Genomic DNA, 21,566 nt, shown 5'->3' on the forward strand with positions numbered 1-21,566 from the left:
CTGCCGTTCCGGTTGTGCTACGCTGCGATCGCTCTTTCATCAGAAGCAACGCCGGTGACCCAGATGAAACTGAGTGCTGCGATAGCCGTCGCCCTGATCTGGTCTTGCCTGCCTGCAACGGCGCAGCGAGTCGGTGACACTCTCTACGCGCAGCGTTGCGCGCAGTGTCATGACGGCAGCAACGCGAATGTTCGTGCGCCGAGCCGAAGCGCGCTGCAATCGAGGTCGTTCGATGAGGTTCTGGGCGCGATCACCACGGGCCCGATGGCATCATTCGCGCAAGGGCTGAGCAATGACGAGCGCGCCGCGATCGCCTCGCTCGTCACCGGCAAGGCCGCGTCGCCTGCGGCGGCCGCGAGTGTCGGCCAATGCGCGCAGGGCGAGACCGGCTTTCCGCAGCCGATCGATGGACCGCGCTGGAACGGCTGGGGCGCCGACATCAACAACAGCCGGTTTCAGCCGGCAGCGATGGCCGGCCTGACACCAGACCGGGTCTCCCGGCTGCGCCTGAAATGGGCATTCGGATTTGAAGACACGTCCAGCGCCAATGCGCAGCCGAGTGTGGTCGGCGGCTTGCTGTTCGTCGGCGGCGGCGACCGCAAGGTCCATGCCCTCGACGCCAAAAGCGGGTGCACGCGCTGGACGTTTCCGACCGAGGCGCCAGTGCGGACGGCGATCAGTTTTGCACCGCTGGATAACAACCAGTTCGCGATCTTCTTCGGCGATGTGCGCGCCAACGTCTACGCCGTCAACGCGACGACCGGCGCGCTGATCTGGAAGAGCAAGGTCGACGATCATGTGGCCGCGCGGATTACCGGTGCACCGGTCTTCCATTCCGGCGTCGTCTATGTCGGCGTGTCCTCGATCGAGGAGGCGATCGGGTCGCGTCCCACCTACCAATGCTGCACGTTTCGCGGCAGCGTCGTTGCGCTGAAGGCCGAGAGCGGCGCGCAGATCTGGAAGACCTACACGATCCCCGAAGCGCCGCATCCGACACGGACGAACGCCATCGGGACCCAGCTGTTCGGTCCGGCCGGCGCGTCGGTCTGGTCCGCGCCGACGATCGACGTGCAGCGCCAGGCGCTCTATGTCGCGACCTCGAACAGCTATGCCGATCCGGCGACCGACACCAGCGATGCCATCCTCGCGTTCGATCTCGCGACCGGCCGGATGCTTTGGCATCAGCAGGCCACGCCCAAGGACAGCTTCGTCGTTGCGTGCTTCATGACCGATCAGAGCAATTGTCCGCAAGACCGCGGGCCCGACCATGACTTCGGACAATCGCCCATCCTGGTGAGCTTGCGGAGCGGACAACGCATGCTGGTCATCGGCCAGAAATCCGGCGTGGTCCACGCGCTCGATCCCGACCATGAGGGCAAGATCCTGTGGCAGACGCGGATCGGCCAGGGTGGACCGCTGGGCGGCACCGAGTGGGGCTCCGCCGCGGACCAGGATCGAATCTATGTCGCCAACTCGGACGTCCGGTTCCTTCGCGACGGCACGCGGCGTCTGAATTCAAGCGAAGGCGGCGGCCTGTTCGGCCTCGATCTTGCGACCGGCAAAGTCGCGATGCAGGTGGCGCCGGTTGCCTGCGGCGACCGTCCCCAGTGCAGTCCCGCGCTGTCCGCAGCGATCACCGCCATTCCAGGCGTCGTCTTCTCGGGCGGCGTCAGCGGCTTCCTGCGCGCTTACGCAACCGATGATGCAAAGCTGCTGTGGGAGATCGACACCGCGCGCGACTACACCACGGTGAACGGCGTTGCGGCCCATGGCGGTGCCATGGACGGACCGGGCCCGATCGTCGTCGACGGCATGCTGTACGTCAATTCGGGCTACGCGCAATGGAGCGGATTGCCCGGCAACGTCCTGCTGGCCTTCGAGGTCGGCAACCCCTGACCAACACAAATTCGGCATTTGCGCCGCAAGCTGAGCACTACTCGCCGAGGGCTATTCGTGCTTTGATGCCGGGCAGGATCAGCTGAGAGGTCCGAAGGGAGGCCGTGTGGTGCTTGACGACGTGCTAGGCAACATCACGTCAGGGCCGTTTCCCGCGCGCTCCAATCGTCCCGACTCGCCGATACCGGGAACAGGCGGCCCGAAATCGCCCGGCATGGCTGCCGCGCTTCAAATCGATGCGCATCTCGTTGCGCACAAAAAACACAGAAACTATAAGTGCTTGGATAAATGGTCGGAGTGGCAGGATTCGAACCTGCGACCCCTGCGTCCCGAACGCAGTGCTCTACCGGGCTGAGCCACACTCCGACTGAGAGCCGGGCTTATAGCGTCGGGTTTCGGGGACCGCAAGGGACCACAAGGCACCCAATTGAGGAATCTAGTCACAGTGGATACAGGCCTGAAAACGCACGTTCTGCCCGCGGGCGCCGCCGCCACGGCAACCGCCGCCGGGGTTTTGGCCGAGGGCGGCCTGGTGGCGTTTCCGACCGAGACGGTTTATGGCCTCGGCGCCGACGCCGGCAATGCGGCCGCGATTGCCAGCCTGTACCAAGCCAAGGGCCGGCCGGCCTTCAATCCGCTGATCGCCCACGTCGCCGATCTCGGCGCCGCCCGCCGCATTGCCCTGTTCGACGGCCAGGCCTTGCGCCTTGCAGAAGCGTTCTGGCCCGGCCCGCTGACCCTGGTGCTGCCGAAGGCGCTGTCCTGCCCGGTCGCGGAACTCGCGACCGCCGGGCTCGACACCGTCGCGATCCGGATCCCGGCCCACAAGGTGGCGCGCGACATCATCAGGGCCTTCGGCGGTGCCGTGGTAGCGCCGTCGGCCAATCTCTCCGGCCATGTCTCGCCCACCACCGCCGAGCATGTGAACGGCGACCTCGCGGGCCGCATCGACCTGATCGTCGACGGCGGGCCGGTCGAGGTCGGCGTCGAATCAACCATCGTCGGCTGCTTCTCCGATCCGGTGCTGCTGCGGCCGGGCGGGCTGACGCGCGCCGAGATCGAGCGCGTGCTCGGCCATCCCTTGCAGTCACCGCCGCAGGACGCGGAAACCGACGCTCAGCCGGTCGCCCCCGGCATGCTCGCCTCGCATTACGCGCCGCGGACCCCGGTCCGACTCAATGCCAGCGACGTCCATGTCGGCGAGGCCCTGCTGGCATTCGGGCCGGCCAAGGTCGCAAGGCGCGAATGTGCCCTGGTGGTGATGAACCTGTCCGAGCGCGGCGATCTCGCCGAGGCCGCCGCCAATCTGTTCGGCTACCTTCGCACGCTCGACAAGAGAAACGCGGATGCTATCGCGGTGATGCCCATTCCCGAGGACGGGTTGGGCGAAGCCATCAATGACCGGCTGCGCCGCGCAGCGGTCGGGCGATAACGTGCATGACCCGGAAGGATGGAAACCGGTTTTCCCTCGCGACAAACGCGACGCGTTTGCGCGGAGGTCATGCGTAGACTAAGAACCCCGGCTGAGTGAAAGACCAAGAAAAAATGAACATCGTCCAATCAGCGGTGCCGCCGCTTCCGCCCGAATTGCTTGAAAAATTCCGCGCCATCGTCGGCGCGAAATATGCGGTGACCGACGCCGCCGACATCAAGCCCTACGTCACCGAGGAGCGCGACCTGTTCCACGGCCGCTCGCCGCTGGTGCTGCGCCCGGGCTCGACCGCCGAAGTCGGTGCGATCTGCAAGCTTGCGAGCGAGCACAGGATCGCGCTGGTGCCGCAGGGCGGCAACACCGGCCTGGTCGGCGGCCAGACCCCGCACAATGGCGAGGTCGTGGTGTCGCTGCGACGGCTGGACAAGATTCGTGACATCGACGTCGAATCCAACACCATGACCTGCGAGGCCGGCGTGGTGCTGCAGATCGCGCAGCAGAAGGCCGCCGATGTCGATCGGCTGTTTCCGCTGTCGCTCGGCGCCGAGGGCAGTTGCACCATCGGCGGCAACCTCTCGACCAATGCCGGCGGCACCGGAGCGCTCGCCTATGGCGTGGCGCGCGAGATGGCGCTCGGGCTCGAGGTCGTGCTGGCCGACGGCCGCGTGCTGAACGCGCTGTCGAAGCTGAAGAAAGACAACACGGGTTACAACCTGCACAACCTGTTCATCGGCGCCGAGGGCACGCTCGGCATCATCACCGCGGCGACGCTCAAGCTGTTTCCGCGGCCGCGTGCGGTCGAGACCGCCTATGTCGGCCTGAAGTCGCCCGCGGCCGCGCTCAAGCTGCTGTCGATCTCGCGCAACCAGGCGGCAGGCAGCCTGACGAGCTTCGAACTGCTCGCCGACGTCGCAGTCGATTTCTCGATCCGTCACGGCATCGATATCCGCGATCCGCTGACGAGCAAGCATCCCTGGTACGTGCTGATGGAATTGTCGTCGTCGCGCGACGATGCCCGCGACACGCTGGAGGCGATCCTCGCCCAGGGCATGGAAGACGGCATCGTCGACGACGCCGTCATCGCGGCCAATCTGAGTCAGCGCCAGGCGTTCTGGAAGCTGCGCGACGAGATGTCGGCGGCGCAGAAGCCGGAAGGCGGCTCGATCAAGCACGATATCTCGGTGCCGGTCGCAGCAGTGCCCGCCTTCATCGAAGAGGCCAATGCGGCGGTCGTGAAGCTGATCCCGGGCGCGCGGCCGGTGCCGTTCGGCCATCTCGGCGACGGCAACATCCACTACAATGTCAGCCAGCCGGTCGGCGCCAATGCGGCCGACTTCCTGGCGCGCTGGCATGACGTCAACGCTGTCGTGTTCGAGATCGTGCTGCGGATGGGCGGCTCGATCTCGGCCGAGCACGGCATCGGCGTGCTCAAGCGTGACGAACTGCCCGACGTCAAGGACAAGGTCGCAATCGAGCTGATGCGCTCCATCAAGGCGATGCTCGATCCGCTCGGCATCATGAACCCGGGCAAGGTGCTGTGACCGTGCAGGCGACAATGCCCTCCCCGTCCCTCGCCATTGCAGAGATCACCGATACCGACGTCGCCGATGTGGTCGCGCTGTGGCAGGCCTGCGGCCTGACGCGGCCGTGGAACGATCCCGCCGCGGATATTGCGCTGGCGCGGCGCGGACCGAGCTCGGCCGTGCTGGTCGGCCGCAGCTCGGACACGATCGTCGCGACCGCGATGGTCGGCCATGATGGCCATCGCGGCTGGGTCTATTACGTCGCGGTCGATCCCAACAGGCAGGGCAAGGGACTTGGCCGCATCATGATGAGCGCGGTCGAGGACTGGTTACGCGCCGCCGGCGTGCCGAAGCTGCAATTGCTGGTGCGGCGGGAGAACGCCAAGGCCGGCGCCTTCTACCAATCGCTCGGCTATGAGGAGTCGACCTCGGTGATGCTGGCCAAATGGCTCGACGGTCGCGAAGCGACATCGTGAGAGGGTTGAGGATTTACGCATGAGCATCGCCGACCGCGTCCGCGTCAAGGACGTCGAGCTGCTTTCGAAGCGACGCTACGAGCTGAAGAGCGCGACCTTCGACTACCGCCGCAGCAACGGCGAGTGGCAGACCCAGGTGCGCGAGGTCTACGACCGCGGCAACGGCGCGGTGCTGCTGCCTTACAATCTGAAGGCCCGCACGGTGGTGCTGGTGCGCCAGTTCCGCTACCCGGCTTTCGCCAACGGCTATGACGATCTCCTGATCGAGGCCGCCGCCGGCATGCTCGACGACGCCGCGCCGGAAGCGCGCATCCGGGCCGAGGCCGAGGAAGAGATCGGTTATCGCCTCGAACACGTGCGAAAGGTGTTCGAAGCCTTCATGACACCCGGCGCGGTGACCGAGAAGCTGCATTTCTTCGTTGCCGAATACGACGCCGCGATGCGGATCGGCGACGGCGGCGGGCTCGCCGACGAGGGCGAGGATATCGAGGTGCTGGAGCTCTCGCTTGACGACGCGCTCGCCATGATCAGCGACGGCCGCATCGTCGACGCCAAGACCATCATGCTGCTGCAATACGCAGCGCTGCATCTGTTCAGGTAGGTACCGCCGCGTTCCGGCGGGGACGCGCTGCCAAAATATCGAAAACAACCCCATGCAAAGGAGCCGGCGGCGGCCGGCGCTCGACTTGACACGTCGGGCAACTCACGGGTACATTTCTAATATTCAGAAATTCCGCCACCCCTGGCCCGTCATCCCCGCGCAACGGCAAAGCCGTTGCGCGGGATGACGGGGAAGGATGCGCTACCGCATCGTGATCGCAAGGCCGCTCAGGTCGGCGTTGGCCATCAGGCCGACCTGGTGGCCGGTCAACTCCAGCACTGCGCCCTTCTGATTGGTCAGCACGATCGCACGCGCGCCGCGGCCGACGGCAAGTCCTGCACCCGCGGCGCCGTAGACGCCGGCAACGTCGGACGGGCGATTGATGTTGCTGACGCGGCCGCGCAGCACGGTCTTGGAGCCACCGAACACCAGGCCGTAGTCGAGACCGCCGGTGGACAGCCGATAGGAGCGGCCGCGGAAGGTCAGGACGCCACTGCCGCCGGAGCCGCCGATGATCCATCCGGCCTTGTAGATCGTGAGCGTCACGAAGCCGCTGTCGGCACGCGCCGCGGAAGAGAAAGCCAGTCCCATGAATGCCGTCAGCGCGACCAGCGCGGCGCGAAGCGTTGATGAAAGTTTCATGTGCGGTCTCCCCAAGATTGGCTCACGTCAAGATTTGCTTCACATCGATTTGCATGCGTCGCGAGACGGCTGCGAATCGCAACGCGCCGACTGTAGCAAGCACACAATCCGGCGCAATTTGGCACAGCACCGGCGTTGAACCTGTTCCCGGGGTTGCAACACTCACTGCATGTTCGGGGCGATCGGCCCCTGAGCTCCAGGATTGCCCTGCGGAGCAATCATTTTTTCAAACCGGAGATTTCCGATGCGTCGTCTTGCGATTGCCTGTGCCGCCATTGCCGCCACCGTGTCCGTGCTCGCCGCGGCAAGCCCGGCCAGCGCAAACCCCTATCATCTGATCCGCTGGCAGGACACCGGCTTCTGCCAGATCTGGGACCAGAGCATCCCGACCGCGCCGTGGCCGACGAACTATTCCGTCGTCAGCGAAGAGCTGCCGACGTTCGACGCCGCATTCGTCTACAAGACCGGCCTCCTGAACAACGGCACCTGCTCGTTCTGAGCGGCTCCCGATCGCGCACAGGGCGGACACGCGGCAACTGCGCGGCGTCCGCCCTGATGCTGTCAGAGCCACCGCGATCGCGCGTCAGTGATGCTTGATCAGCGCGTCGCGCGCGGCGGCGAGTTCGAGGAATGCCGGGCCGTTACCGCCGCCGTCGGGATGCACCGTCTTGGCGGCGCGCTTGAATGCCTGGTGCACTTCAGTCGCCGCGAGGCGGCGGCCGAACGGCAGGCCGAGCAATTGCCGGTACTTCTCTTCCTGCGTCAGCACCTTCGGCATCAGGCCGCGGCGGCCGAACTGCGGCGCTGAGAGCATGTGCAGCGCGTCGCTGACGATGCCGAGACGGCGCTGCGCCATCGATTTGGTGCGGCGGTCAGCCGATTTCAGCGCCGCCTGGCGCAGGATCGGCAGCACCTGTGCGGCGGCATGCCGCAGCGTCTCGTCGATGTCGGTGGTGGCGATCTCGGCGACCACCTTGGCTATCTCGCGATAGTCGGGATCCGGCGTCGCGCAGCAGCGCTCGATCGCAACTTTCCAGTGTCTGATATGCGGGTCCATGATCGGTCCGTACTGTCATCCGAATATGGATGACAGAAACGCGCAAACGCGGCTTGGCGTTTCGGTTGGCGCAGTTTTGAATAGTGTTGTCGACAACGCTCATAAATCAGAACGAGGAAACGCCATGGCCCTTCTCGACAATCACATCGCCGTCATCACCGGTGCAGGCTCGGGCATCGGGCGCGCCATCGCATTGGGCTACGGCCGCGAGGGTGCGCGCGTGGTGCTGCTCGACATGAACGGCGATGCGGCGGCGGAAGCGGCCAGGGAAATCCGCGACGCCGGCGGCAAGGCGGAGAGCTTCGCGCTCGACGTGACCGATCGCGACGCCTGCATCGCGATGGCAAAGCAGGTGGCCGACAAGGTCGGGCCTGTCTCGATCCTGGTCAACAATGCCGGCATCGCGCGCCGCAACGGCATGCTCGGCGCTGACGAGGCCGTGATCAAGGATTGGGAAGACATCATCTCGATCAATCTCACCGGCGTCTTCAACGTGACGCACTCGTTCCTCGCACCGCTGCGCAAGAACAAGGGACGCATCGTCAATATCGGCTCGATCCAGTCCTTCGTGCATCTGCGCACGCCGAGCTCACCGGCCTATACCGCCTCCAAGCACGGCGTGCTCGGCTTCACCAAGGCGCTGGCCGCCGAGCTCGGCAAGGACGGCGTGCGCGTCAATGCGATCGGCCCCGGCTTCATCGAGACGCCGTTGAACGAGAAGGTGCGCGCCACCAACCCCGACCTCGTGAAGGTCTTCATGGACCACACCCCGCTCGGCCGCGCCGGCAAGCCGGAGGACATCGTCGGCCCCGCGATTTTCCTCGCCTCGGACCTGGCAGCCTATGTCTCCGGATCGATCGTGATGGTCGATGGCGGCTACCGGACACTGTGACGGATGGAACCGCAATCGTGGCGATTTCTGGGTATTTTGCTTACAATGCAGGGAGTTAGCGGCGCGTTAAGGACCTGTTAACCAAACCGGCAGACCGTGTATCTACGGGGTAGTTGGTTTCTCGATGTCTTCGCTTCATCGACGAAGCGGGCGTTGATCGGGAGAATGTTCATGTCTTACGCGTCCACCGTACCGTCGCCGGAAGCACTGCTGCCGACGCTGGCTCCAAATGAAATCGTCCCGCTGCTGATCGGCGCGACCGTCGATGAGGTCGAACGGGAACTGGTGCTGCAAACGCTGGCGCGCTGCGATGGCAACCGCACCCGCGCCGCGCGCGTGCTCGGACTGTCGGTCCGAACCTTGCGGAACAAGATCCGCGAATACTCGGCCGACGGCATCGACGTGCCGCTGAGCGAGCACGCCGCAGCCTAGGTTCAGATCGGCAGATCGATCGCAAGACGTCGCCAGCGCGACAGCAATTCGCTGTCGCCGGCATCGAGACAGCGTGCAAGACACACGGCGGTCGCTTCAGTCCGCTGCAGCGTCTGCTCGACCAGTGCCGTCGCATAGTCCCAATAGTCGCGGCGTCCATTCGGATCGTCTTCGACCAGGGATTTGGCGAGGATCTCGACATAGACCGCCGTGACGGCTTTTTGCCAGAGTTCACTGGCGCGCGTCTCCACGAGGCGCGCGCCGGTCCGCGCCTGCCACATCATCCAGTAACTTTCTTCGCCGGCGGCCCAATCCGACGACGGCAGCGACGGATCAAGACACGGCGAGCGGCACGCGATTGGCCGCATCGTGCCCGTGTCGATGAAGACTGAATAGCCGAGCTTGTCGTACCAGCCGACGCGGAGCAATTTGCGGATCTCGGCCTGCTCATCCGCCGCGAGTTGCCGCCTGCCGGTTCGTTCGAGATCACCGATGATCGCGTCCAGGCGATCGCGATCGTACGGCTCGACCTCGAGCACCACGCCGATATTACGCGGAAACAACGCATCGAGCATGGCGACCATCTCGCGATAGAATGCGCGCGCCAGCCCGCCGCCACGCCACGCCTTTCCGACGCCGACATAGTTGCAATAGATCAGCTCGCTTGCGTGATCGTAGGTGAAGAAGCCGAGCCCGATCGCGCGCCCGGCGGCACACAGGATGAAGCAACGCGAGTCGAGACGGTATGACAGCTCCTCGGCACCGACGCTGAACCGTCGCAGCTCGCCGATGTCATCTGATAGCAGCCAGCGCACGATGTCGTCGGAGCTGTCGCGTTCGTTCGCGGGAAACAACTCCTCATAGAGCTCGAGCACGCCCGTGCTGCGAAAGGCCGCTTCGTCAAGCACATCATGCCGCGTCACGACGATGTCGAGCGGTTGTGGTTCGTCGCCGTAGCTGCTGTCCAGAACCCGCAATGCGTCCTCCGTTGTCATAATGCCCATGGAATTATGACTGTTGATCGCTCGCATCGGTGCCACCAGGCAGAATTGAAGCCGTCGTCCAACCTCTGTTACAAGCGGCTTCAAATCGCGACGGAGCATATCAGTGGCTGACGAGACAACTTCCCGCCAGGGGGCACGAGGCGCACAGGGGCCGCAGGGCCGTCAGGGCGAGCCGGGAAAGCCCGGACCGCAAGGACATCCGGGGCGGCCGGGGCCGGAAGGTGCACGCGGCAAGCCGGGTCCCCAAGGCAAGGCCGGAGTGCTCGGCAAGGCTGGCCCCCAAGGCAAGCCGGGGGCGCAAGGCAAGGCTGGCGTGCAGGGTCCGCGCGGCGAAGCCGGTCCTCAGGGACCGCAGGGTCCGGCCGGCCCGCGCGGTGAAGCCGGCCCGCCCGGCCAATTGCCGTCGATCGAGCAGGTGATGCCTTGGCTGCACATGATCTTCGACGCCTGGGAAGACTACAAGCGCACCAGGGAGCGCGAAGCCGCCGAGCTCGCCGAGCGAGAAGCTGCGGAGCTCGCTGAGCGCGCAGCGGCGGAGGCGATCGCCCTCGACGTCGACGCGCTCGATTTCGCCGAAGATGACGACGAGGACGACGATCACAAGAAAAAGAAGAAGCACCGCAAGAAGGACAAGAAGTAACCCTTCTTGTCATCGCGCGGCGACACGGCCAACCACGCCCGTGTCGCGCGCGGCGCTCACCGCTCGGTCCCGGGATTGGGTGGGGGATCGGTGGGCCGGGCGAGGCGCATGAGCTGAAACACCCAGCGCATCGCATAGTACCAGGCAACACCCGCGAACGCCCCGCACACCGACAGGATGATGACGTTGGCGAGGTCGATCGTGCCGCTCGACCACAGCATGCCGCAGGTCCAGAGAACGGCGAACGCTATCGAACACAATGTGAGCGGGGCGGCAGGCTTCATGGCGTTTGCTCCGGGACCGGGGTGAACGGCCATGATGCCCGGGCGTGCGACGCCGTACCGTGACCTGCGTCACGGAATGCGCCGGCCTCAGCCGAACCGCAGGCGCGAGCGCTCCCTCGCCTTCTCCGCCTCGACCTCGCGGTCGCGCGCCGGCGCCGCGGTTTGCAACGAGATCAAAAGCTTGCGCGCTGCGTCCGAGACCTCGGCCACGGCAAGGTTGAAGGCCGCCTCATTGGACTGCGACGGCTTGTTGAAGCCGGACAGTTTGCGCACGAACTGCAGCGCCGAGGCGTGGATCTCGTCCTCGGTGGCGGGCGGCTCGAAGTTGAACAGCGTCTTGATATTGCGGCACATGTCGGTCTCCCTCGCCCGCACCAGCGGGGCGTCTGTCTCAAGGACGATCGGCTGCTGCAAAATACGACATCGTGGTCTATTCTGGCAGCCTCATCGTCCACGGCGGAAACGAGGTTCCGGATGAGCCACGTGATCTACAAGGTCGTCCAGCACGACGGCGGTTGGGCCTATACCGTCAACGGGGTGTTCTCGGAACCGTTTCCAACCCATGCCGCGGCCCTTGCCGCCGCCCGGCGCGCTGCCAATGAGCAACGCGTCCCCGGACGCACCGAGGCGATCCAGTACGAGACCTCGGACGGCAAATGGCTGACCGAGACCGCCTCCGGCAACGACCGCCCGGAGACCGAGGTCGAGGACGGCCGCTAGCACGCGATGAGATTGAGTTGAATCGGCTTGGTGCGGTCTCGGTTCACCTCTCCCCGTCGGGGAGAGGTCGGATTGCGAAGCAATCCGGGTGAGGGCTCTTGCGCTCTCGATGGGCCGTAACCCCTCACCCGATTTGCTGCGCAAATCGACCTCTCCCAAGGGAGAGGTGAAGTTTCGACGCCGCTCTAGCTCGACCTAATCTCATCACGCTCTAGCGCCTTCAGAACGGAACCTGCACGCCGAGCCGATCGAAGAATGCCCGCCCGCGGTCGGTGATCCGCAGCGCGCGCGGAATCCGATGCGGTGCAACGCCGCGCATCGCGACCAGCCGCGCCAGCACGGCATTGGCAAAGGGCCCTGCGAGATGCGGCACGCGCTCGGTCCAGTCGTTGCACAGCCGCAGATGCGGCTGCCGCGCCGGATCGAAATCAATCTGTTCGGCGCGGCACCAGGCGAGCCCCTGCTCGGTCACGCGACCATCGCGGCCGTCGATGACGACGAGGCGGCGGCGGATCAGCGCGTTCGACAGCAGCACACCGAGTTGACCGGCAAGGTGGTGGTAACAGGTGCGCGATTGCCTGAGCTGCTCGGCCGGCATCGCACGCTGGCGTCCGGCAGCGGACTTGGCTGCGAGATCGACAAGCGTCTCGATCAGCGCCGCGACGTCGTCATCCCTGATCCGGTAATATCTGAACCTGCCCTGGGCCCATACCGACAGCACGCGCGCATCGACCAGCTTCTGCAGATGCGCGCTGGCGCCTTGCGGCGAGATGCCGGCAACCGCGGCAAGCTCGCCCGCGGGGAGCGCCTTACCGTCGGCCAGCGCGCTGACCATCGCCTCGCGCACCGGATCACCCAATGCCTCGGCGATCCGCGAAAACCCCGTTTGCACGGCTTGGGATGATCCCACCGCAATCGTCCTCCATCTCGCGCTGAAACCGTCCTACGCGCATTCGCAACATTGCGAAACTCATTTCAGATTTTCCTGAAACGTCGCGGCCGCCGCTTCCGGTCAAATCGGCGCTGTTCAACCAAACGCAAGGGAACAACCATGACAGCCGGGAACCACGACGCGGAACGCATCTACAAGCTTTGGGACGAAGCCCTCGGCAACAAGGACCTCGAGGCGGCGCTGGCGCTCTATGCGCCCGACGCCTCGATCGAGAGCCCGCTGGTGCAGCATTTGATGCAGACCAAAGACGGGATCGTCCGGGGCCGGGAGGCGCTGCGCGAATTCATCACGCGCGTGTTCCGCACCAACCCGCCACAGCGGCGACGCTTCAAGCAGGGCTTTTTCAGCGACGGCAAAATTCTCACCTGGGAATATCCGCGCCAGTCTCCGGATGGCGACCAGATGGATCTCGTCGAGGTCATGGACATCAAGGACGGCCTGATCCAGCGCCACCGCGTCTATTGGGGATGGTATGCGCTGAACGTGCTGAAACAGAGCTAGCATGATCCGGAAAAGTGCGAAGCGGTTTTCCGAAAAGATCATGCTCAAACTTAAGCTAAAGCGCGATGGCGATTCACCCCCTGTCTCATAGCGCTTTAGCCGGACACTTCCGCGTCAGTTGCGCGGCGCCGCTCTCGGACAACGCCTTCCGTCATGCTAGGCTTGCATTGAGGCGGCTGGACAAAGGCGCCGCGCGTGGGAAGAAACAGCATGATCCGTTGGTGCGCGGCGCTTCTGGCCGCTCTCGTCTCGATGTCGGTACCGGCCATGGCTGCAGATTATCCCGCGCCGCAAGAAGGCGAGTGGATCGCGAAGGACTTCAAGTTTCACAGCGGCGAGGTGATGCCGGAACTGCGGCTGCACTACACCACGGTCGGCGCGCCGACCGGACAGCCGGTGCTGGTGCTGCACGGCTCCGGCGGCTCCGCCGCCAGCATGCTGACGCCGACCTTTGCCGGCCAGTTGTTCGGCGCGGGCCAGCCGCTCGACGCGGCAAAATACTACATCATCATCCCCGACGGCATCGGGCACGGCAAATCGTCGAAGCCGTCGGATGCGATGCGGACGAGCTTTCCGAGATACGACTACAACGACATGGTCGATGCGCAATACCGGCTCGTCACCGAGGGGCTCGGCGTCAAGCATTTGCGGCTCGTGATCGGCAACTCGATGGGCGGCATGCACAGCTGGATCTGGGGCGTGCGCTATCCGCAGATGATGGACGTTCTGGTGCCGATGGCCTCGCAGCCGACGGCGATGGCCGCGCGGAACTGGATCCTGCGGCGGGCAATGCTGGAAACAATCCGCAACGATCCCGACTACAATGGCGGCAACTACACCAGCCCGCCGCGGATGATGAAATACGCCATCGCGGCCTATCGCTTCGCGAGCGCCGGCGGCACGCTCGGCTACCAGACGCTGGCGCCGACAGCAGCGCAGGCCGACAAGATGGTCGATGACCAGCTGGCGCTGCCCGTCACCGCAGATGCCAATGACTACATCTATCAATGGGAGGCCTCCCACGACTACGATCCGTCGGCGGGAATGGAGAAGATCGAGGCCACCCTGCTTGCGATCAACGCCGCCGATGATGAGCGCAATCCGCCGGAGACCGGCGTCACTGAAGCCGCGGTGAAGCGGATCAAGAGCGGCAAGATCTATTTGATCCCGACGAGCAGCGAGACGCGCGGGCACCTGACGACCGGCGACGCCCGATTCTATGCCAGGCAGTTGCAGGAGCTGCTGCAGACGGCGCCGCAGCGGACGATGTAACGAGAACCGCGGCGAAATCCGCGCCTGACACGAGCTCGTCTTATAGTTGTCTTTACATTAATTTATATCACAGGTATTGTAGCGTCATTGCCTTGCAGCCGCGTTTCGGAGCGACGATGCCCGGCATTCCCAAAGCCCAAGCTGCTCAGAACAGTCCCTTTTCGATCGCTGATCTGGACGACCTGATTGCCCGAGGACGCTTGTCCAGCGAGACCGCTGCCGACGGTACGGAGTTTGTCGATCCGATCGCCGTGGAGCGGCTGGCCGATCTGCGGGAAGCCGGGCGGCAGAACGACGGTTTGACGCACGAGATCGCCGCTCTCAGGCTGGCGCTGGCGCGCCCCCAGGACCGGGTCGTGCCGTGGCTGGCGCTTGTCGTTGCGGTCGTTGGAGCAGGAATCGCGATCTTTCAGATCAAGAACGCGATCGACGTCTTCCAGACCAATAACGATTACAAGATGCAGTCGGACTACACGGATTTCTTCCGCACCGTCATCGACGCCCCGTCCGACAAGATGCAATCCTATGCCGGGCTGTACGATGCGAAATTTTCCAGCATCTACGATCTCTACCGGCACGGCGGCATATCGGCCGAATCCTGGCATGCAATCGCGGTTCAGGCCTGCCCGAGATTCCGCAAGGAAGGCTTCGCGCTGGGCGCAACGAAGCTGCCGAACGTCGAAAAGATCTGCGATCAGACCAAGATTCAGTAGGAGTGCCACGATGCTGATGCGAAGGATGGCGGCTCTCGCAATCATCGCTTCTGTCTGCTGCGGCGCCGGTCGGCCCGCGGTCGCCGACATGGTCGATGATCTGATCAGCAAGACGAAGGAGGCCGATCAGTTCAAGCAGGTCGCCCAGCCGATCTCGACGCTGTCGCGCGCGAATTGTGCGGCCGGCAACGCGGTGCTGTCCGGGATCGCCGAACAAAACCCGGACGCGGTCCGCCGGGCGCTCAGTACGGCGAGAGAGGGATACGATGCCTCCTACAAGCGGATCATCGAGTCGGTGGGAACCGGCAAGTTCAAGCAGCCTTTCGACAAGGAAAAGCTGCGGCTGCTGCAGAAGTACAGCGACACCGACCTCAAGGAGATTGCGACCCGCGAGGACCTGCTGCGCAGGATCGCCGAGATCGTCAAGCAATCGAGCGAAGCCCTCGATCGGATTCAGGCCGGCAAGCCCGAAAAGGACGACCTGGCGCGGGTGATCGCGAATTCCACCGAGATCACCCGCCTGATCGCGGCATTCTACGATTTGACCGGCGTGTGACCGTCGGGCGCGTGTGATATGCTGAGCCGACGAGATCGATGTTGGCGTCCATGTCCGCAGATCGCTTCCGCCGCACAGCGTTGAGTTTGCCCGAGGTGATTGAAGGCGCGCATCACGGCACTGCCGACTTCCGCGTCGGCAAGCGCATCTTCGCAACGCTCGGCTATCCCGACAAGGCTTGGGGCATGGTGAAGCTGACGCCGGAGCAGCAGGCTGTCGTGGTCGAGGCCGAACCGGAGATCTTCCGGCCGGTGCCGGGCGGCTGGGGCAAGAGCGGCAGCACCAATGTCCGCCTCGCGAAGGCCGACGCAACGACGCTGCGCAGCGCGCTGAAAATGGCGCGCGACAACATCGCAGCGAAGCCCGCGAAGGCACGCGCGAAGCAATCATCCTGAGCGCGACGATCTCGCACCGCGTCAAGCAGAACGCGCTGCTTCGCTCATTCTTTGAGCATGCATCCCGCGCGCGGTTCGTGCCTAATCGCGCAAACACCGGATTCGCGCGCGAGACGTTGCGCGAGACGCACAAGGTTTTCGCGGAGGAACAGGATGCGAAGGCTGACGCATGGCGCGGTGCTTGCGTGGCTCGCCATCATGGCAGGCGCGGCGCTGGCGTTCGACAACGGCCAATACGACAACGTGCCGCCCGATATCCGCGCCTGGTTCAAGAGCGTGATCGCGCCGAACGGCGTGCCGTGCTGCGACATCTCCGACGGCCACCGCACGAGCTACGATGTTCGGGGCGGCGCCTATTGGGTGCCGATCGAGGGCGAATGGATGATGGTGCCGGAGCGCGCCGTGATCCGCGATCGCGGCAATCCGGTCGGCGAGGCCGTGGTCTGGTACGTGCACCACCGCGGCGGCATCGTCATCAGCTGCTTCGTTCCGGCGGACGCGGTCTGAACGGCGCCGCCATTGGCGCGGAGCCGGTGCGCGCGATCGCGTCAATTTGAGACAATTACCCTCTGTTAACCTTACTTTTTAACCAATAATTAAGGATAAGTTTGCGGGCGCAACGCGGCCCGGCCTAGCCTCCGCACAATGCTCCGTAACCGCGAGTGGTGCGTGCCATGACGTATCGAACAAATGGGACGCTGATTGCGTCTCTCGGCATTGCAGCGCTGCTGCTTGCTTCCTCGACCGAGACCGATGCGAGATCCGCAGGCGCGGCGCGCGGCACCTTCTCCTCGCACCATCCAGGCTTCCGCCATCACGTGCGGACGCCCGGCATCGTGCTGCCGGGAACGAGCGGATATTACGACGACGCACTCGCCGCCGCTCCCCTCGCCGCCGAAGTCCCTGCGCCGGTCTCCAACGACGTCCGTTACACCTACACTCAGGACGTGCCGTGGGATTGGGCGCATCGCTATCCGCCGGCCGTGGTGCCGTCGGATCGCCCCTATGTATCGAGCTGCCCCACCGAGAGCGTCACGGTGCCCGGACGCGGCGGCGATCGCACCGTCAACGTCACACGGTGCTACTGACCAAACGCTCTGCCCGGATCGCAAAAGCAAAAGAGGCCGCCCGCAAGGACGGCCTCTCGCATTTCTGGAGCGGCAGGGCGGTCAGTGATCCTCGCCCTTCAGATGACCGACGTGCTTCTGGGTGTAGAGCTCGAGGCCGATGCGCTTGATCAGGTCGAGCTGGGTCTCGAGGAAATCGATGTGGTCTTCCTCGTCCTTCATCAGCTGCTCGAACAGGTCGCGGCTGACATAGTCCTTGACGCCGTGGCAGTAGGTCGCCGCCTCCTGGTAGAGCGTGCGGGCGCCGATCTCGGCAGCGAGGTCACACTCGATGATCTCCTTGACGTCCTGGCCGATCTTCAGGGGATCGAGCACCTGCAGGTTCGGGAAGCCGTCGAGGAACAGGATGCGATCCACGAATTTGTCGGCGTGCTCCATCTCCTCGATGGATTCCTTGCGCCAGACCTTGGCCATCTCCAGGAGGCCCCAATTGTTGAGCATCCGGTAGTGCAGCCAGTACTGATTGATGGCGGTCAGTTCGCTGCGCAGCCCCTTGTTCAGATAATCAATGACCTTCGGGTCGCCTTGCATGATCCACTCCACCTGTCGCGGCCAACGCTGGCCGACTCTGAATTTAGAACGCTTCTAAATCAGATTACCGGCAAGAGCAACCCTTCGCAGAAGCAGCGCATCGATAACCGGATTCGGATGAATTTGGGCAGTTAGAGCGCTTTCAAGCGAAGCGGACACCGGTTCGCGCGAAGAAAACGCGTCAAAACAAGAAGCTTCAGCAGGCCGCGAGCGCGAATTCGGCCGGCTCGGCGTCCTCGTTGGCGGCGTGCGGATGGCCGCTGTGCGGGCAGCCGGAGCAGCAGGCCTTGGCGCAGGGGCCGAGCGCCTCGTCGATGATCGCCTTGATGGTGCGCGCGCAGCGGCCGCATTCGGCACTGCAGCCGAGGCAGCCATACACCTGCTTGGCATTTCGGGTCACGGACCCACCGCCATTGACGGCATTGCGGACATCGTGGTCGCTGAGGACGTTACAGGAACAGACAATCATCAGAGGAAGCGGGGTCCAACGGGTGATGCTCGCCAATATGGATATTGTCGGGCCCGGCGGGATGCAAAAGGAAAAAGCGGTTCTTGTAGCAATTCCAAACTGATGCGGGATTCATATTGGAATGAATCTAAATCGGGCGGCACCGGCTTTCGGGAATACCAAACCGGCCGAGAGGATCGGGCGGGCCGATCCCCGGCTTCCATCGCCGCAAACCGCCCCCAGGCACCCGCGCGACAGGCTTGTGCGTTGCAAGATATTGCAAAAGCTGCAAGCATTTGGACGCGAATACGGCGGCGTCGTTCATTGATCATTCAAGCGGAATATGGAACCCTCAGGCGAGACAGATCGCCAACGCACGCTGTCCCTGCTCCCGTGAGAAAGGTGAGGTCATGAAGAAGACATTGCTGGCGCTTTGCGCCGCCGCCACGCTGGCGGTTTCGGCCGTGGCGGTGCCCGCCCCCGCCCAGGCACAACGCGGTGTCGCCGCCGGCGTCGCTGCGGGATTGATCGGCGGCGCCATCGTCGGTGGCGCGATCGCTTCGCAGAACGGCTATTACGGTCCCGGCTATGGCTACTACGCGCCCGGTCCGGCCTATGTCGCCGAGCCCGGTTACGGACCCGATTGCTTCTGGCAGCGCCAGCGGTTCTGGGACGGCTACACCTGGCGCGTGCGCCGCGTCCGCGTTTGCGACTGATCGCCGTTCATCTCGATTAATTCGAACCAGATGTCCCGGAAAACCGACTGTTTGTCCGGGACGTCTGCTGTAGAAGGCCAGAAAAAACCGCTTTTCTGCGCGATGAGGCTGCGGGCGTTTACTTTCGGTTGACTGTTCTGCGCTGTTTAGCAAGACAGCAGTTCGAGATCAGCGTGCGAGTCACCTCAAACCCGGCGTCGAACACGGCGCCACCACCTTCCAGGAGAGCCAAAGACATGAAGAAGACTTTAGCTGCCCTTGTCGCCGTTACCACGATTGCCGGTTCGCTGGCGGTTGCTCCGGCTGCCAAGGCTGGTGACGGCGGTGCCGTCGCGGCCGGCGTTGCCGGCGGCCTGATCGGCGGCGCCCTGCTCGGCGGCGCGATCGCAGGCGCTCGTCCGGCTCCGGTCTATGTTGCACCGGCCCCGACCTACGTCGAAGAAGCTCCGTGCCGCTGGGTTCGTGAGCGCTTCTGGGACGGCTATGGCTGGCGCTTCCGTCGCATCCAGGTTTGCGACTGATCGACCGACACGCTATCAGCATCACACTCGAAAACCCGGCCTTACGGCCGGGTTTTTGTTTTCTGTTGCGAAACAATCATGGCGATTGTCCCTAGAGCCCCTTTTTTTTGCGCATGATCTTATCGGAAAACCGCTTCGCACTTTTCCGGATCATGCTCTAGCGCTGCCCGTTCATCGCGCGCAGCACCGCTTCGCTCGGCCAGCAATCGACCTTCAGCCCGGCCTGCTTCTGATAGGCGCCGAGCGCCGCGCGGGTCTGCATCCCGGCCTTGCCGTCGAGCTTGTCCTTGTAGAGACCGATCTTCGTCAGCCGCTGCTGCATCGCCTCGACATCGGCCGAGCGGAGCTGCTTCGACGCCGACCATGGCGTCGCGAACGGCTGCGGGCTCGTCATGCGGTCGGCGAGATGGCCGACGAACAGCACGTAGAGATCGGAGAAATTGTATTCCTTGATCACGAAGTAGTTCGGCGTGGTCAGGAAGGCCGGACCGTAGATGCCTTCAGGCTGCAATAGCGAAGCCGATTGCGCCTGCTCGGCGGCGCTGAGCCTCGAGCCGCGCACCGGCACGAAGCCCGCCCGCAGCCACTGGCTGATCGGTTTTGTCACTTCGGGCACGCCCATCGTGCAGTCGGCATTGGCGGGTGCCGTGACTTCGTAGGCCCAGCGCACGCCGGGCTGCCAGCCCTTGTTGACGAGCTGCTGCGCCGCGGAGGCCAGCGCGTCCGGCACCGAGTGCCAGATATCGACCTTGCCGTCGCCGTCAAGATCGACGCCGTGCTTGTAATACTCCGACGGCAGGAACTGGGTGTAGCCGGTCGCTCCCGCCCAGGACGAGCGCATCTCCTTGCGCGTCACCGCGCCCTCGCCGAGGATCTTCAGCGCGAGGATGAACTCGGTGCGGTACTGATCCTTGCGGCGGCCGACATAGGCCTGCGTCGCCACCACGCGCAGCGTGTCGTAGGGCAGCGAATAGCGGCCGTAGTCGGTCTCGCGGCCCCAGATCGCCAGCACGACTGGAGCCGGAACGCCGAACCGCTTCTCGATCGCATCGAGCGCCGGACGATACTTCTGCAACAGCCGCTGCCCCTCGGCGGCGAGCCGCGCGATCGAGGCTTCCTTGATGTAATCGGCCGGCACCTGCACGAACTCGGCCTGCGCCGGCGCGCCGGTCTTCGGACGTCCGGGCAGGATCAGATCGGGCAGCTTGTAGTCGGGCTCGAGTGAGCGCGTCTCGCGGTCGAACGTTTCGCGCGAGACGCCAGCCGCCTCGGCTTCCGGCCACAGCGAGGCGATGAACTGCGTGAACGCGGCGTCGGCGGCGCGCGCCGGCGAGACGACGGATGAGCTTGCAAGCAGAAGCCCGAAGGCAAGCGCGCGGAGGAGTGTCAAATCCAACAGCCTGTTCACGCAGCGGTCCAATGGGCGCGCCGTCCGGCGAACACCCGCGATATCCAGCGTCGTGAGCCTTATCACGACGCCGGATTGCTGTGAACCTTTGGCGCTAGAGCATGATCCGGAAAAGTGCGAAGCGGTTTTCCCTCGCGACAAACGCGGAACGCGTTTGCGCGGAGATCATGCTCGAACAAAGAGCCAAAGCGCGATGATGATTCAACCTAATCTCATCGCGCCTAATGCCCCGCCTGCTGCTTGGCGCCCTCGATCGAGTCGTTCGACAGCTTGTCGACGAGGGCGATGCCGATGGCCGACAGGATGAAGACGCAGTGGATGATGGTCTGCCACATCACGCCGGTCTCGGTGTAGGTGCTCTTGCCGGAGGACAGCGCGCCGGCCTCGATGAAGGTGCGCAGCAGATGGATCGAGGAAATACCGATGATCGCCATCGCCAGCTTGATCTTCAGCACGCTGGCATTGACGTGGCTGAGCCATTCCGGCTCGTCGGGATGCCCCTGCAGATTGAGGCGCGACACGAAGGTCTCGTAGCCGCCGACGATCACCATCACCAGCAGGTTCGAGATCATCACGACGTCGATCAGGCCGAGGACGGCCAGCATGATCTGCTGCTCGCTGAAATCGAAGGCGTGGGCGAACAGATGCCACAGTTCCTTCAGGAACAGCACGACATAGACGCCCTGGGCGATGATCAGGCCGACATAGAGCGGCAATTGCAGCCAGCGCGATCCGAAGATCAGCATGGGAACGGGACGCAGCGACCGACCCTTGAGGGGGGCGCGTGCGTCGGAAACAGCGGACATATTGGAGCGCTCGCAGGATTC

Annotated in this window: 29 protein-coding genes and 1 tRNA gene; 19 read left to right on the forward strand and 11 right to left on the reverse strand. The window is 64.3% G+C overall.

Translation table 11 applies throughout. The features are described from left to right. Window positions 1-63 precede the first annotated feature (63 nt). Window positions 64-1,896: an outer membrane protein assembly factor BamB family protein gene (locus BI327_RS22310; protein ID WP_076862914.1), complete on the forward strand. Its 1,833-nt coding sequence runs from the start codon at window positions 64-66 to the stop codon at window positions 1,894-1,896. Window positions 1,897-2,185: 289 nt separating this feature from the next. On the opposite strand, the gene BI327_RS22315 is transcribed toward BI327_RS22310, so the two are convergent. Beyond that, window positions 2,186-2,262, reverse strand: a tRNA-Pro gene (locus tag BI327_RS22315). Window positions 2,263-2,341: 79 nt separating this feature from the next. Here BI327_RS22315 and BI327_RS22320 point away from each other — a divergent pair. The 4 genes from BI327_RS22320 to BI327_RS22335 all read left to right on the forward strand — a co-directional run bounded on the left by BI327_RS22320 (window position 2,342) and on the right by BI327_RS22335 (window position 5,928). Continuing rightward, complete coding sequence (locus tag BI327_RS22320) at window positions 2,342-3,328, forward strand: L-threonylcarbamoyladenylate synthase (protein WP_076862916.1); 987 nt, start codon at window positions 2,342-2,344, stop codon at window positions 3,326-3,328. Between the two features lie 113 nt (window positions 3,329-3,441). Then, on the forward strand, window positions 3,442-4,869 hold the full coding sequence (locus BI327_RS22325; RefSeq protein ID WP_076862918.1) for an FAD-binding oxidoreductase: 1,428 nt from the start codon (window positions 3,442-3,444) through the stop codon (window positions 4,867-4,869). Window positions 4,870-4,883: 14 nt separating this feature from the next. Then, window positions 4,884-5,327 (forward strand): GNAT family acetyltransferase, encoded by a 444-nt coding sequence (locus BI327_RS22330; RefSeq protein ID WP_076863209.1) that lies wholly within the window; start codon window positions 4,884-4,886, stop codon window positions 5,325-5,327. A gap of 19 nt (window positions 5,328-5,346) precedes the next feature. After that, window positions 5,347-5,928, forward strand: coding sequence for a GDP-mannose pyrophosphatase (locus BI327_RS22335; protein ID WP_076862920.1), 582 nt, complete (start codon window positions 5,347-5,349; stop codon window positions 5,926-5,928). A 201-nt stretch (window positions 5,929-6,129) separates the two neighbouring features. On the opposite strand, the gene BI327_RS22340 is transcribed toward BI327_RS22335, so the two are convergent. Further along, window positions 6,130-6,570 carry a hypothetical protein gene (locus BI327_RS22340; RefSeq protein WP_076862922.1) on the reverse strand — a complete coding sequence of 147 codons (441 nt, stop codon included), beginning with the start codon at window positions 6,568-6,570 and terminating at the stop codon, window positions 6,130-6,132. A gap of 244 nt (window positions 6,571-6,814) precedes the next feature. Between BI327_RS22340 and BI327_RS22345 the strand changes: the two genes are divergently transcribed. After that, window positions 6,815-7,069 (forward strand): hypothetical protein, encoded by a 255-nt coding sequence (locus tag BI327_RS22345; protein ID WP_076862924.1) that lies wholly within the window; start codon window positions 6,815-6,817, stop codon window positions 7,067-7,069. 84 nt (window positions 7,070-7,153) lie between these two features. Here BI327_RS22345 and BI327_RS22350 read toward each other — a convergent pair whose 3' ends face one another. Beyond that, on the reverse strand, window positions 7,154-7,627 hold the full coding sequence (locus BI327_RS22350) for a hypothetical protein (protein WP_076862925.1): 474 nt from the start codon (window positions 7,625-7,627) through the stop codon (window positions 7,154-7,156). A 124-nt stretch (window positions 7,628-7,751) separates the two neighbouring features. Here BI327_RS22350 and BI327_RS22355 point away from each other — a divergent pair, with 124 nt between their 5' ends. Both BI327_RS22355 and BI327_RS22360 read left to right on the forward strand, forming a co-directional pair. Further along, window positions 7,752-8,519, forward strand: a complete 768-nt coding sequence (locus BI327_RS22355; protein WP_076862927.1) for an SDR family NAD(P)-dependent oxidoreductase — start codon at window positions 7,752-7,754, stop codon at window positions 8,517-8,519. A 171-nt stretch (window positions 8,520-8,690) separates the two neighbouring features. After that, window positions 8,691-8,951 carry a helix-turn-helix domain-containing protein gene (locus BI327_RS22360; protein ID WP_076863211.1) on the forward strand — a complete coding sequence of 87 codons (261 nt, stop codon included), beginning with the start codon at window positions 8,691-8,693 and terminating at the stop codon, window positions 8,949-8,951. 2 nt (window positions 8,952-8,953) lie between these two features. On the opposite strand, the gene BI327_RS22365 is transcribed toward BI327_RS22360, so the two are convergent. Beyond that, window positions 8,954-9,928, reverse strand: a complete 975-nt coding sequence (locus BI327_RS22365; RefSeq protein ID WP_076863213.1) for a hypothetical protein — start codon at window positions 9,926-9,928, stop codon at window positions 8,954-8,956. A 130-nt stretch (window positions 9,929-10,058) separates the two neighbouring features. Between BI327_RS22365 and BI327_RS22370 the strand changes: the two genes are divergently transcribed. Next, complete coding sequence (locus BI327_RS22370; RefSeq protein WP_076862929.1) at window positions 10,059-10,595, forward strand: collagen-like protein; 537 nt, start codon at window positions 10,059-10,061, stop codon at window positions 10,593-10,595. 56 nt (window positions 10,596-10,651) lie between these two features. Here BI327_RS22370 and BI327_RS22375 read toward each other — a convergent pair whose 3' ends face one another. Then, on the reverse strand, window positions 10,652-10,879 hold the full coding sequence (locus BI327_RS22375; RefSeq protein ID WP_076862931.1) for a hypothetical protein: 228 nt from the start codon (window positions 10,877-10,879) through the stop codon (window positions 10,652-10,654). Window positions 10,880-10,966: 87 nt separating this feature from the next. Continuing rightward, complete coding sequence (locus tag BI327_RS22380) at window positions 10,967-11,233, reverse strand: DUF2277 domain-containing protein (protein ID WP_076863215.1); 267 nt, start codon at window positions 11,231-11,233, stop codon at window positions 10,967-10,969. Between the two features lie 120 nt (window positions 11,234-11,353). Here BI327_RS22380 and BI327_RS22385 point away from each other — a divergent pair, with 120 nt between their 5' ends. Then, window positions 11,354-11,599, forward strand: coding sequence for a DUF2188 domain-containing protein (locus BI327_RS22385; protein ID WP_016840968.1), 246 nt, complete (start codon window positions 11,354-11,356; stop codon window positions 11,597-11,599). A gap of 220 nt (window positions 11,600-11,819) precedes the next feature. On the opposite strand, the gene BI327_RS22390 is transcribed toward BI327_RS22385, so the two are convergent. Further along, window positions 11,820-12,509 carry an ArsR/SmtB family transcription factor gene (locus BI327_RS22390; protein ID WP_143271676.1) on the reverse strand — a complete coding sequence of 230 codons (690 nt, stop codon included), beginning with the start codon at window positions 12,507-12,509 and terminating at the stop codon, window positions 11,820-11,822. Window positions 12,510-12,650: 141 nt separating this feature from the next. On the opposite strand from BI327_RS22390, the gene BI327_RS22395 reads away from it, so the two are divergent. From BI327_RS22395 to BI327_RS22425, 7 genes are all read left to right on the forward strand, one after another. After that, the gene (locus tag BI327_RS22395; RefSeq protein ID WP_076862935.1) at window positions 12,651-13,052 is read left to right on the forward strand and encodes a nuclear transport factor 2 family protein; all 402 of its coding nucleotides are present in this window, start codon (window positions 12,651-12,653) and stop codon (window positions 13,050-13,052) included. A gap of 210 nt (window positions 13,053-13,262) precedes the next feature. Beyond that, the gene (locus BI327_RS22400) at window positions 13,263-14,324 is read left to right on the forward strand and encodes an alpha/beta fold hydrolase (protein ID WP_076862937.1); all 1,062 of its coding nucleotides are present in this window, start codon (window positions 13,263-13,265) and stop codon (window positions 14,322-14,324) included. A 116-nt stretch (window positions 14,325-14,440) separates the two neighbouring features. Continuing rightward, window positions 14,441-15,037 (forward strand): hypothetical protein, encoded by a 597-nt coding sequence (locus BI327_RS22405; protein WP_143271677.1) that lies wholly within the window; start codon window positions 14,441-14,443, stop codon window positions 15,035-15,037. A 10-nt stretch (window positions 15,038-15,047) separates the two neighbouring features. After that, on the forward strand, window positions 15,048-15,593 hold the full coding sequence (locus BI327_RS22410) for a hypothetical protein (protein WP_143271678.1): 546 nt from the start codon (window positions 15,048-15,050) through the stop codon (window positions 15,591-15,593). Between the two features lie 50 nt (window positions 15,594-15,643). Further along, on the forward strand, window positions 15,644-15,988 hold the full coding sequence (locus BI327_RS22415; protein ID WP_076862943.1) for an MmcQ/YjbR family DNA-binding protein: 345 nt from the start codon (window positions 15,644-15,646) through the stop codon (window positions 15,986-15,988). Between the two features lie 153 nt (window positions 15,989-16,141). Beyond that, window positions 16,142-16,495, forward strand: a complete 354-nt coding sequence (locus BI327_RS22420) for a hypothetical protein (RefSeq protein WP_076862945.1) — start codon at window positions 16,142-16,144, stop codon at window positions 16,493-16,495. Between the two features lie 167 nt (window positions 16,496-16,662). Then, a complete protein-coding gene (locus tag BI327_RS22425) occupies window positions 16,663-17,076 on the forward strand; it encodes a hypothetical protein (RefSeq protein WP_076862947.1) in 414 nt (137 codons plus the stop codon). Between the two features lie 81 nt (window positions 17,077-17,157). Here BI327_RS22425 and bfr read toward each other — a convergent pair whose 3' ends face one another. Further along, entirely contained in the window at window positions 17,158-17,646 is a 489-nt protein-coding gene (gene bfr / locus BI327_RS22430) for a bacterioferritin (RefSeq protein ID WP_050422038.1), read from the reverse strand. Between the two features lie 196 nt (window positions 17,647-17,842). After that, window positions 17,843-18,115, reverse strand: a complete 273-nt coding sequence (locus BI327_RS22435; RefSeq protein WP_016843730.1) for a (2Fe-2S)-binding protein — start codon at window positions 18,113-18,115, stop codon at window positions 17,843-17,845. A 389-nt stretch (window positions 18,116-18,504) separates the two neighbouring features. Here BI327_RS22435 and BI327_RS22440 point away from each other — a divergent pair, with 389 nt between their 5' ends. Together BI327_RS22440 and BI327_RS22445 are read left to right on the forward strand one after the other, a co-directional pair. After that, a complete protein-coding gene (locus BI327_RS22440) occupies window positions 18,505-18,810 on the forward strand; it encodes a hypothetical protein (RefSeq protein WP_050422015.1) in 306 nt (101 codons plus the stop codon). A 236-nt stretch (window positions 18,811-19,046) separates the two neighbouring features. Further along, window positions 19,047-19,331: a hypothetical protein gene (locus BI327_RS22445; RefSeq protein ID WP_029084043.1), complete on the forward strand. Its 285-nt coding sequence runs from the start codon at window positions 19,047-19,049 to the stop codon at window positions 19,329-19,331. Between the two features lie 157 nt (window positions 19,332-19,488). Here BI327_RS22445 and BI327_RS22450 read toward each other — a convergent pair whose 3' ends face one another. After that, entirely contained in the window at window positions 19,489-20,721 is a 1,233-nt protein-coding gene (locus BI327_RS22450; RefSeq protein WP_394329880.1) for a lytic murein transglycosylase, read from the reverse strand. A gap of 239 nt (window positions 20,722-20,960) precedes the next feature. Next, window positions 20,961-21,545: a TIGR00645 family protein gene (locus tag BI327_RS22455; protein ID WP_076862949.1), complete on the reverse strand. Its 585-nt coding sequence runs from the start codon at window positions 21,543-21,545 to the stop codon at window positions 20,961-20,963. Between the last annotated feature and the right edge of the window lie 21 nt (window positions 21,546-21,566).

Origin of the sequence: Bradyrhizobium mercantei (genome assembly GCF_001982635.1) — a bacterium.
Taxonomy (GTDB): Bacteria; Pseudomonadota; Alphaproteobacteria; order Rhizobiales; family Xanthobacteraceae; genus Bradyrhizobium; species Bradyrhizobium mercantei.

What these genes read in the sequence shown, in the direction of transcription:
- BI327_RS22420 (WP_076862945.1), top strand. Translation starts at nt 16,142, where the DNA reads ATGCGAAGGCTGACGCATGGCGCGGTGCTTGCGTGGCTCGCCATCATG.
- BI327_RS22330 (WP_076863209.1), top strand. Translation starts at nt 4,884, where the DNA reads ATGCCCTCCCCGTCCCTCGCCATTGCAGAGATCACCGATACCGACGTC.
- BI327_RS22445 (WP_029084043.1), top strand. Translation starts at nt 19,047, where the DNA reads ATGAAGAAGACTTTAGCTGCCCTTGTCGCCGTTACCACGATTGCCGGT.
- BI327_RS22400 (WP_076862937.1), top strand. Translation starts at nt 13,263, where the DNA reads ATGATCCGTTGGTGCGCGGCGCTTCTGGCCGCTCTCGTCTCGATGTCG.
- BI327_RS22405 (WP_143271677.1), top strand. Translation starts at nt 14,441, where the DNA reads ATGCCCGGCATTCCCAAAGCCCAAGCTGCTCAGAACAGTCCCTTTTCG.
- BI327_RS22380 (WP_076863215.1), bottom strand. Translation starts at nt 11,233, where the DNA reads ATGTGCCGCAATATCAAGACGCTGTTCAACTTCGAGCCGCCCGCCACC.
- BI327_RS22395 (WP_076862935.1), top strand. Translation starts at nt 12,651, where the DNA reads ATGACAGCCGGGAACCACGACGCGGAACGCATCTACAAGCTTTGGGAC.
- BI327_RS22355 (WP_076862927.1), top strand. Translation starts at nt 7,752, where the DNA reads ATGGCCCTTCTCGACAATCACATCGCCGTCATCACCGGTGCAGGCTCG.
- BI327_RS22350 (WP_076862925.1), bottom strand. Translation starts at nt 7,627, where the DNA reads ATGGACCCGCATATCAGACACTGGAAAGTTGCGATCGAGCGCTGCTGC.
- BI327_RS22425 (WP_076862947.1), top strand. Translation starts at nt 16,663, where the DNA reads ATGACGTATCGAACAAATGGGACGCTGATTGCGTCTCTCGGCATTGCA.
- BI327_RS22325 (WP_076862918.1), top strand. Translation starts at nt 3,442, where the DNA reads ATGAACATCGTCCAATCAGCGGTGCCGCCGCTTCCGCCCGAATTGCTT.
- BI327_RS22310 (WP_076862914.1), top strand. Translation starts at nt 64, where the DNA reads ATGAAACTGAGTGCTGCGATAGCCGTCGCCCTGATCTGGTCTTGCCTG.
- BI327_RS22360 (WP_076863211.1), top strand. Translation starts at nt 8,691, where the DNA reads ATGTCTTACGCGTCCACCGTACCGTCGCCGGAAGCACTGCTGCCGACG.
- BI327_RS22335 (WP_076862920.1), top strand. Translation starts at nt 5,347, where the DNA reads ATGAGCATCGCCGACCGCGTCCGCGTCAAGGACGTCGAGCTGCTTTCG.
- BI327_RS22455 (WP_076862949.1), bottom strand. Translation starts at nt 21,545, where the DNA reads ATGTCCGCTGTTTCCGACGCACGCGCCCCCCTCAAGGGTCGGTCGCTG.
- BI327_RS22345 (WP_076862924.1), top strand. Translation starts at nt 6,815, where the DNA reads ATGCGTCGTCTTGCGATTGCCTGTGCCGCCATTGCCGCCACCGTGTCC.
- BI327_RS22385 (WP_016840968.1), top strand. Translation starts at nt 11,354, where the DNA reads ATGAGCCACGTGATCTACAAGGTCGTCCAGCACGACGGCGGTTGGGCC.
- BI327_RS22435 (WP_016843730.1), bottom strand. Translation starts at nt 18,115, where the DNA reads ATGATTGTCTGTTCCTGTAACGTCCTCAGCGACCACGATGTCCGCAAT.
- bfr (WP_050422038.1), bottom strand. Translation starts at nt 17,646, where the DNA reads ATGCAAGGCGACCCGAAGGTCATTGATTATCTGAACAAGGGGCTGCGC.
- BI327_RS22410 (WP_143271678.1), top strand. Translation starts at nt 15,048, where the DNA reads ATGCTGATGCGAAGGATGGCGGCTCTCGCAATCATCGCTTCTGTCTGC.
- BI327_RS22415 (WP_076862943.1), top strand. Translation starts at nt 15,644, where the DNA reads ATGTCCGCAGATCGCTTCCGCCGCACAGCGTTGAGTTTGCCCGAGGTG.
- BI327_RS22440 (WP_050422015.1), top strand. Translation starts at nt 18,505, where the DNA reads ATGAAGAAGACATTGCTGGCGCTTTGCGCCGCCGCCACGCTGGCGGTT.
- BI327_RS22340 (WP_076862922.1), bottom strand. Translation starts at nt 6,570, where the DNA reads ATGAAACTTTCATCAACGCTTCGCGCCGCGCTGGTCGCGCTGACGGCA.
- BI327_RS22375 (WP_076862931.1), bottom strand. Translation starts at nt 10,879, where the DNA reads ATGAAGCCTGCCGCCCCGCTCACATTGTGTTCGATAGCGTTCGCCGTT.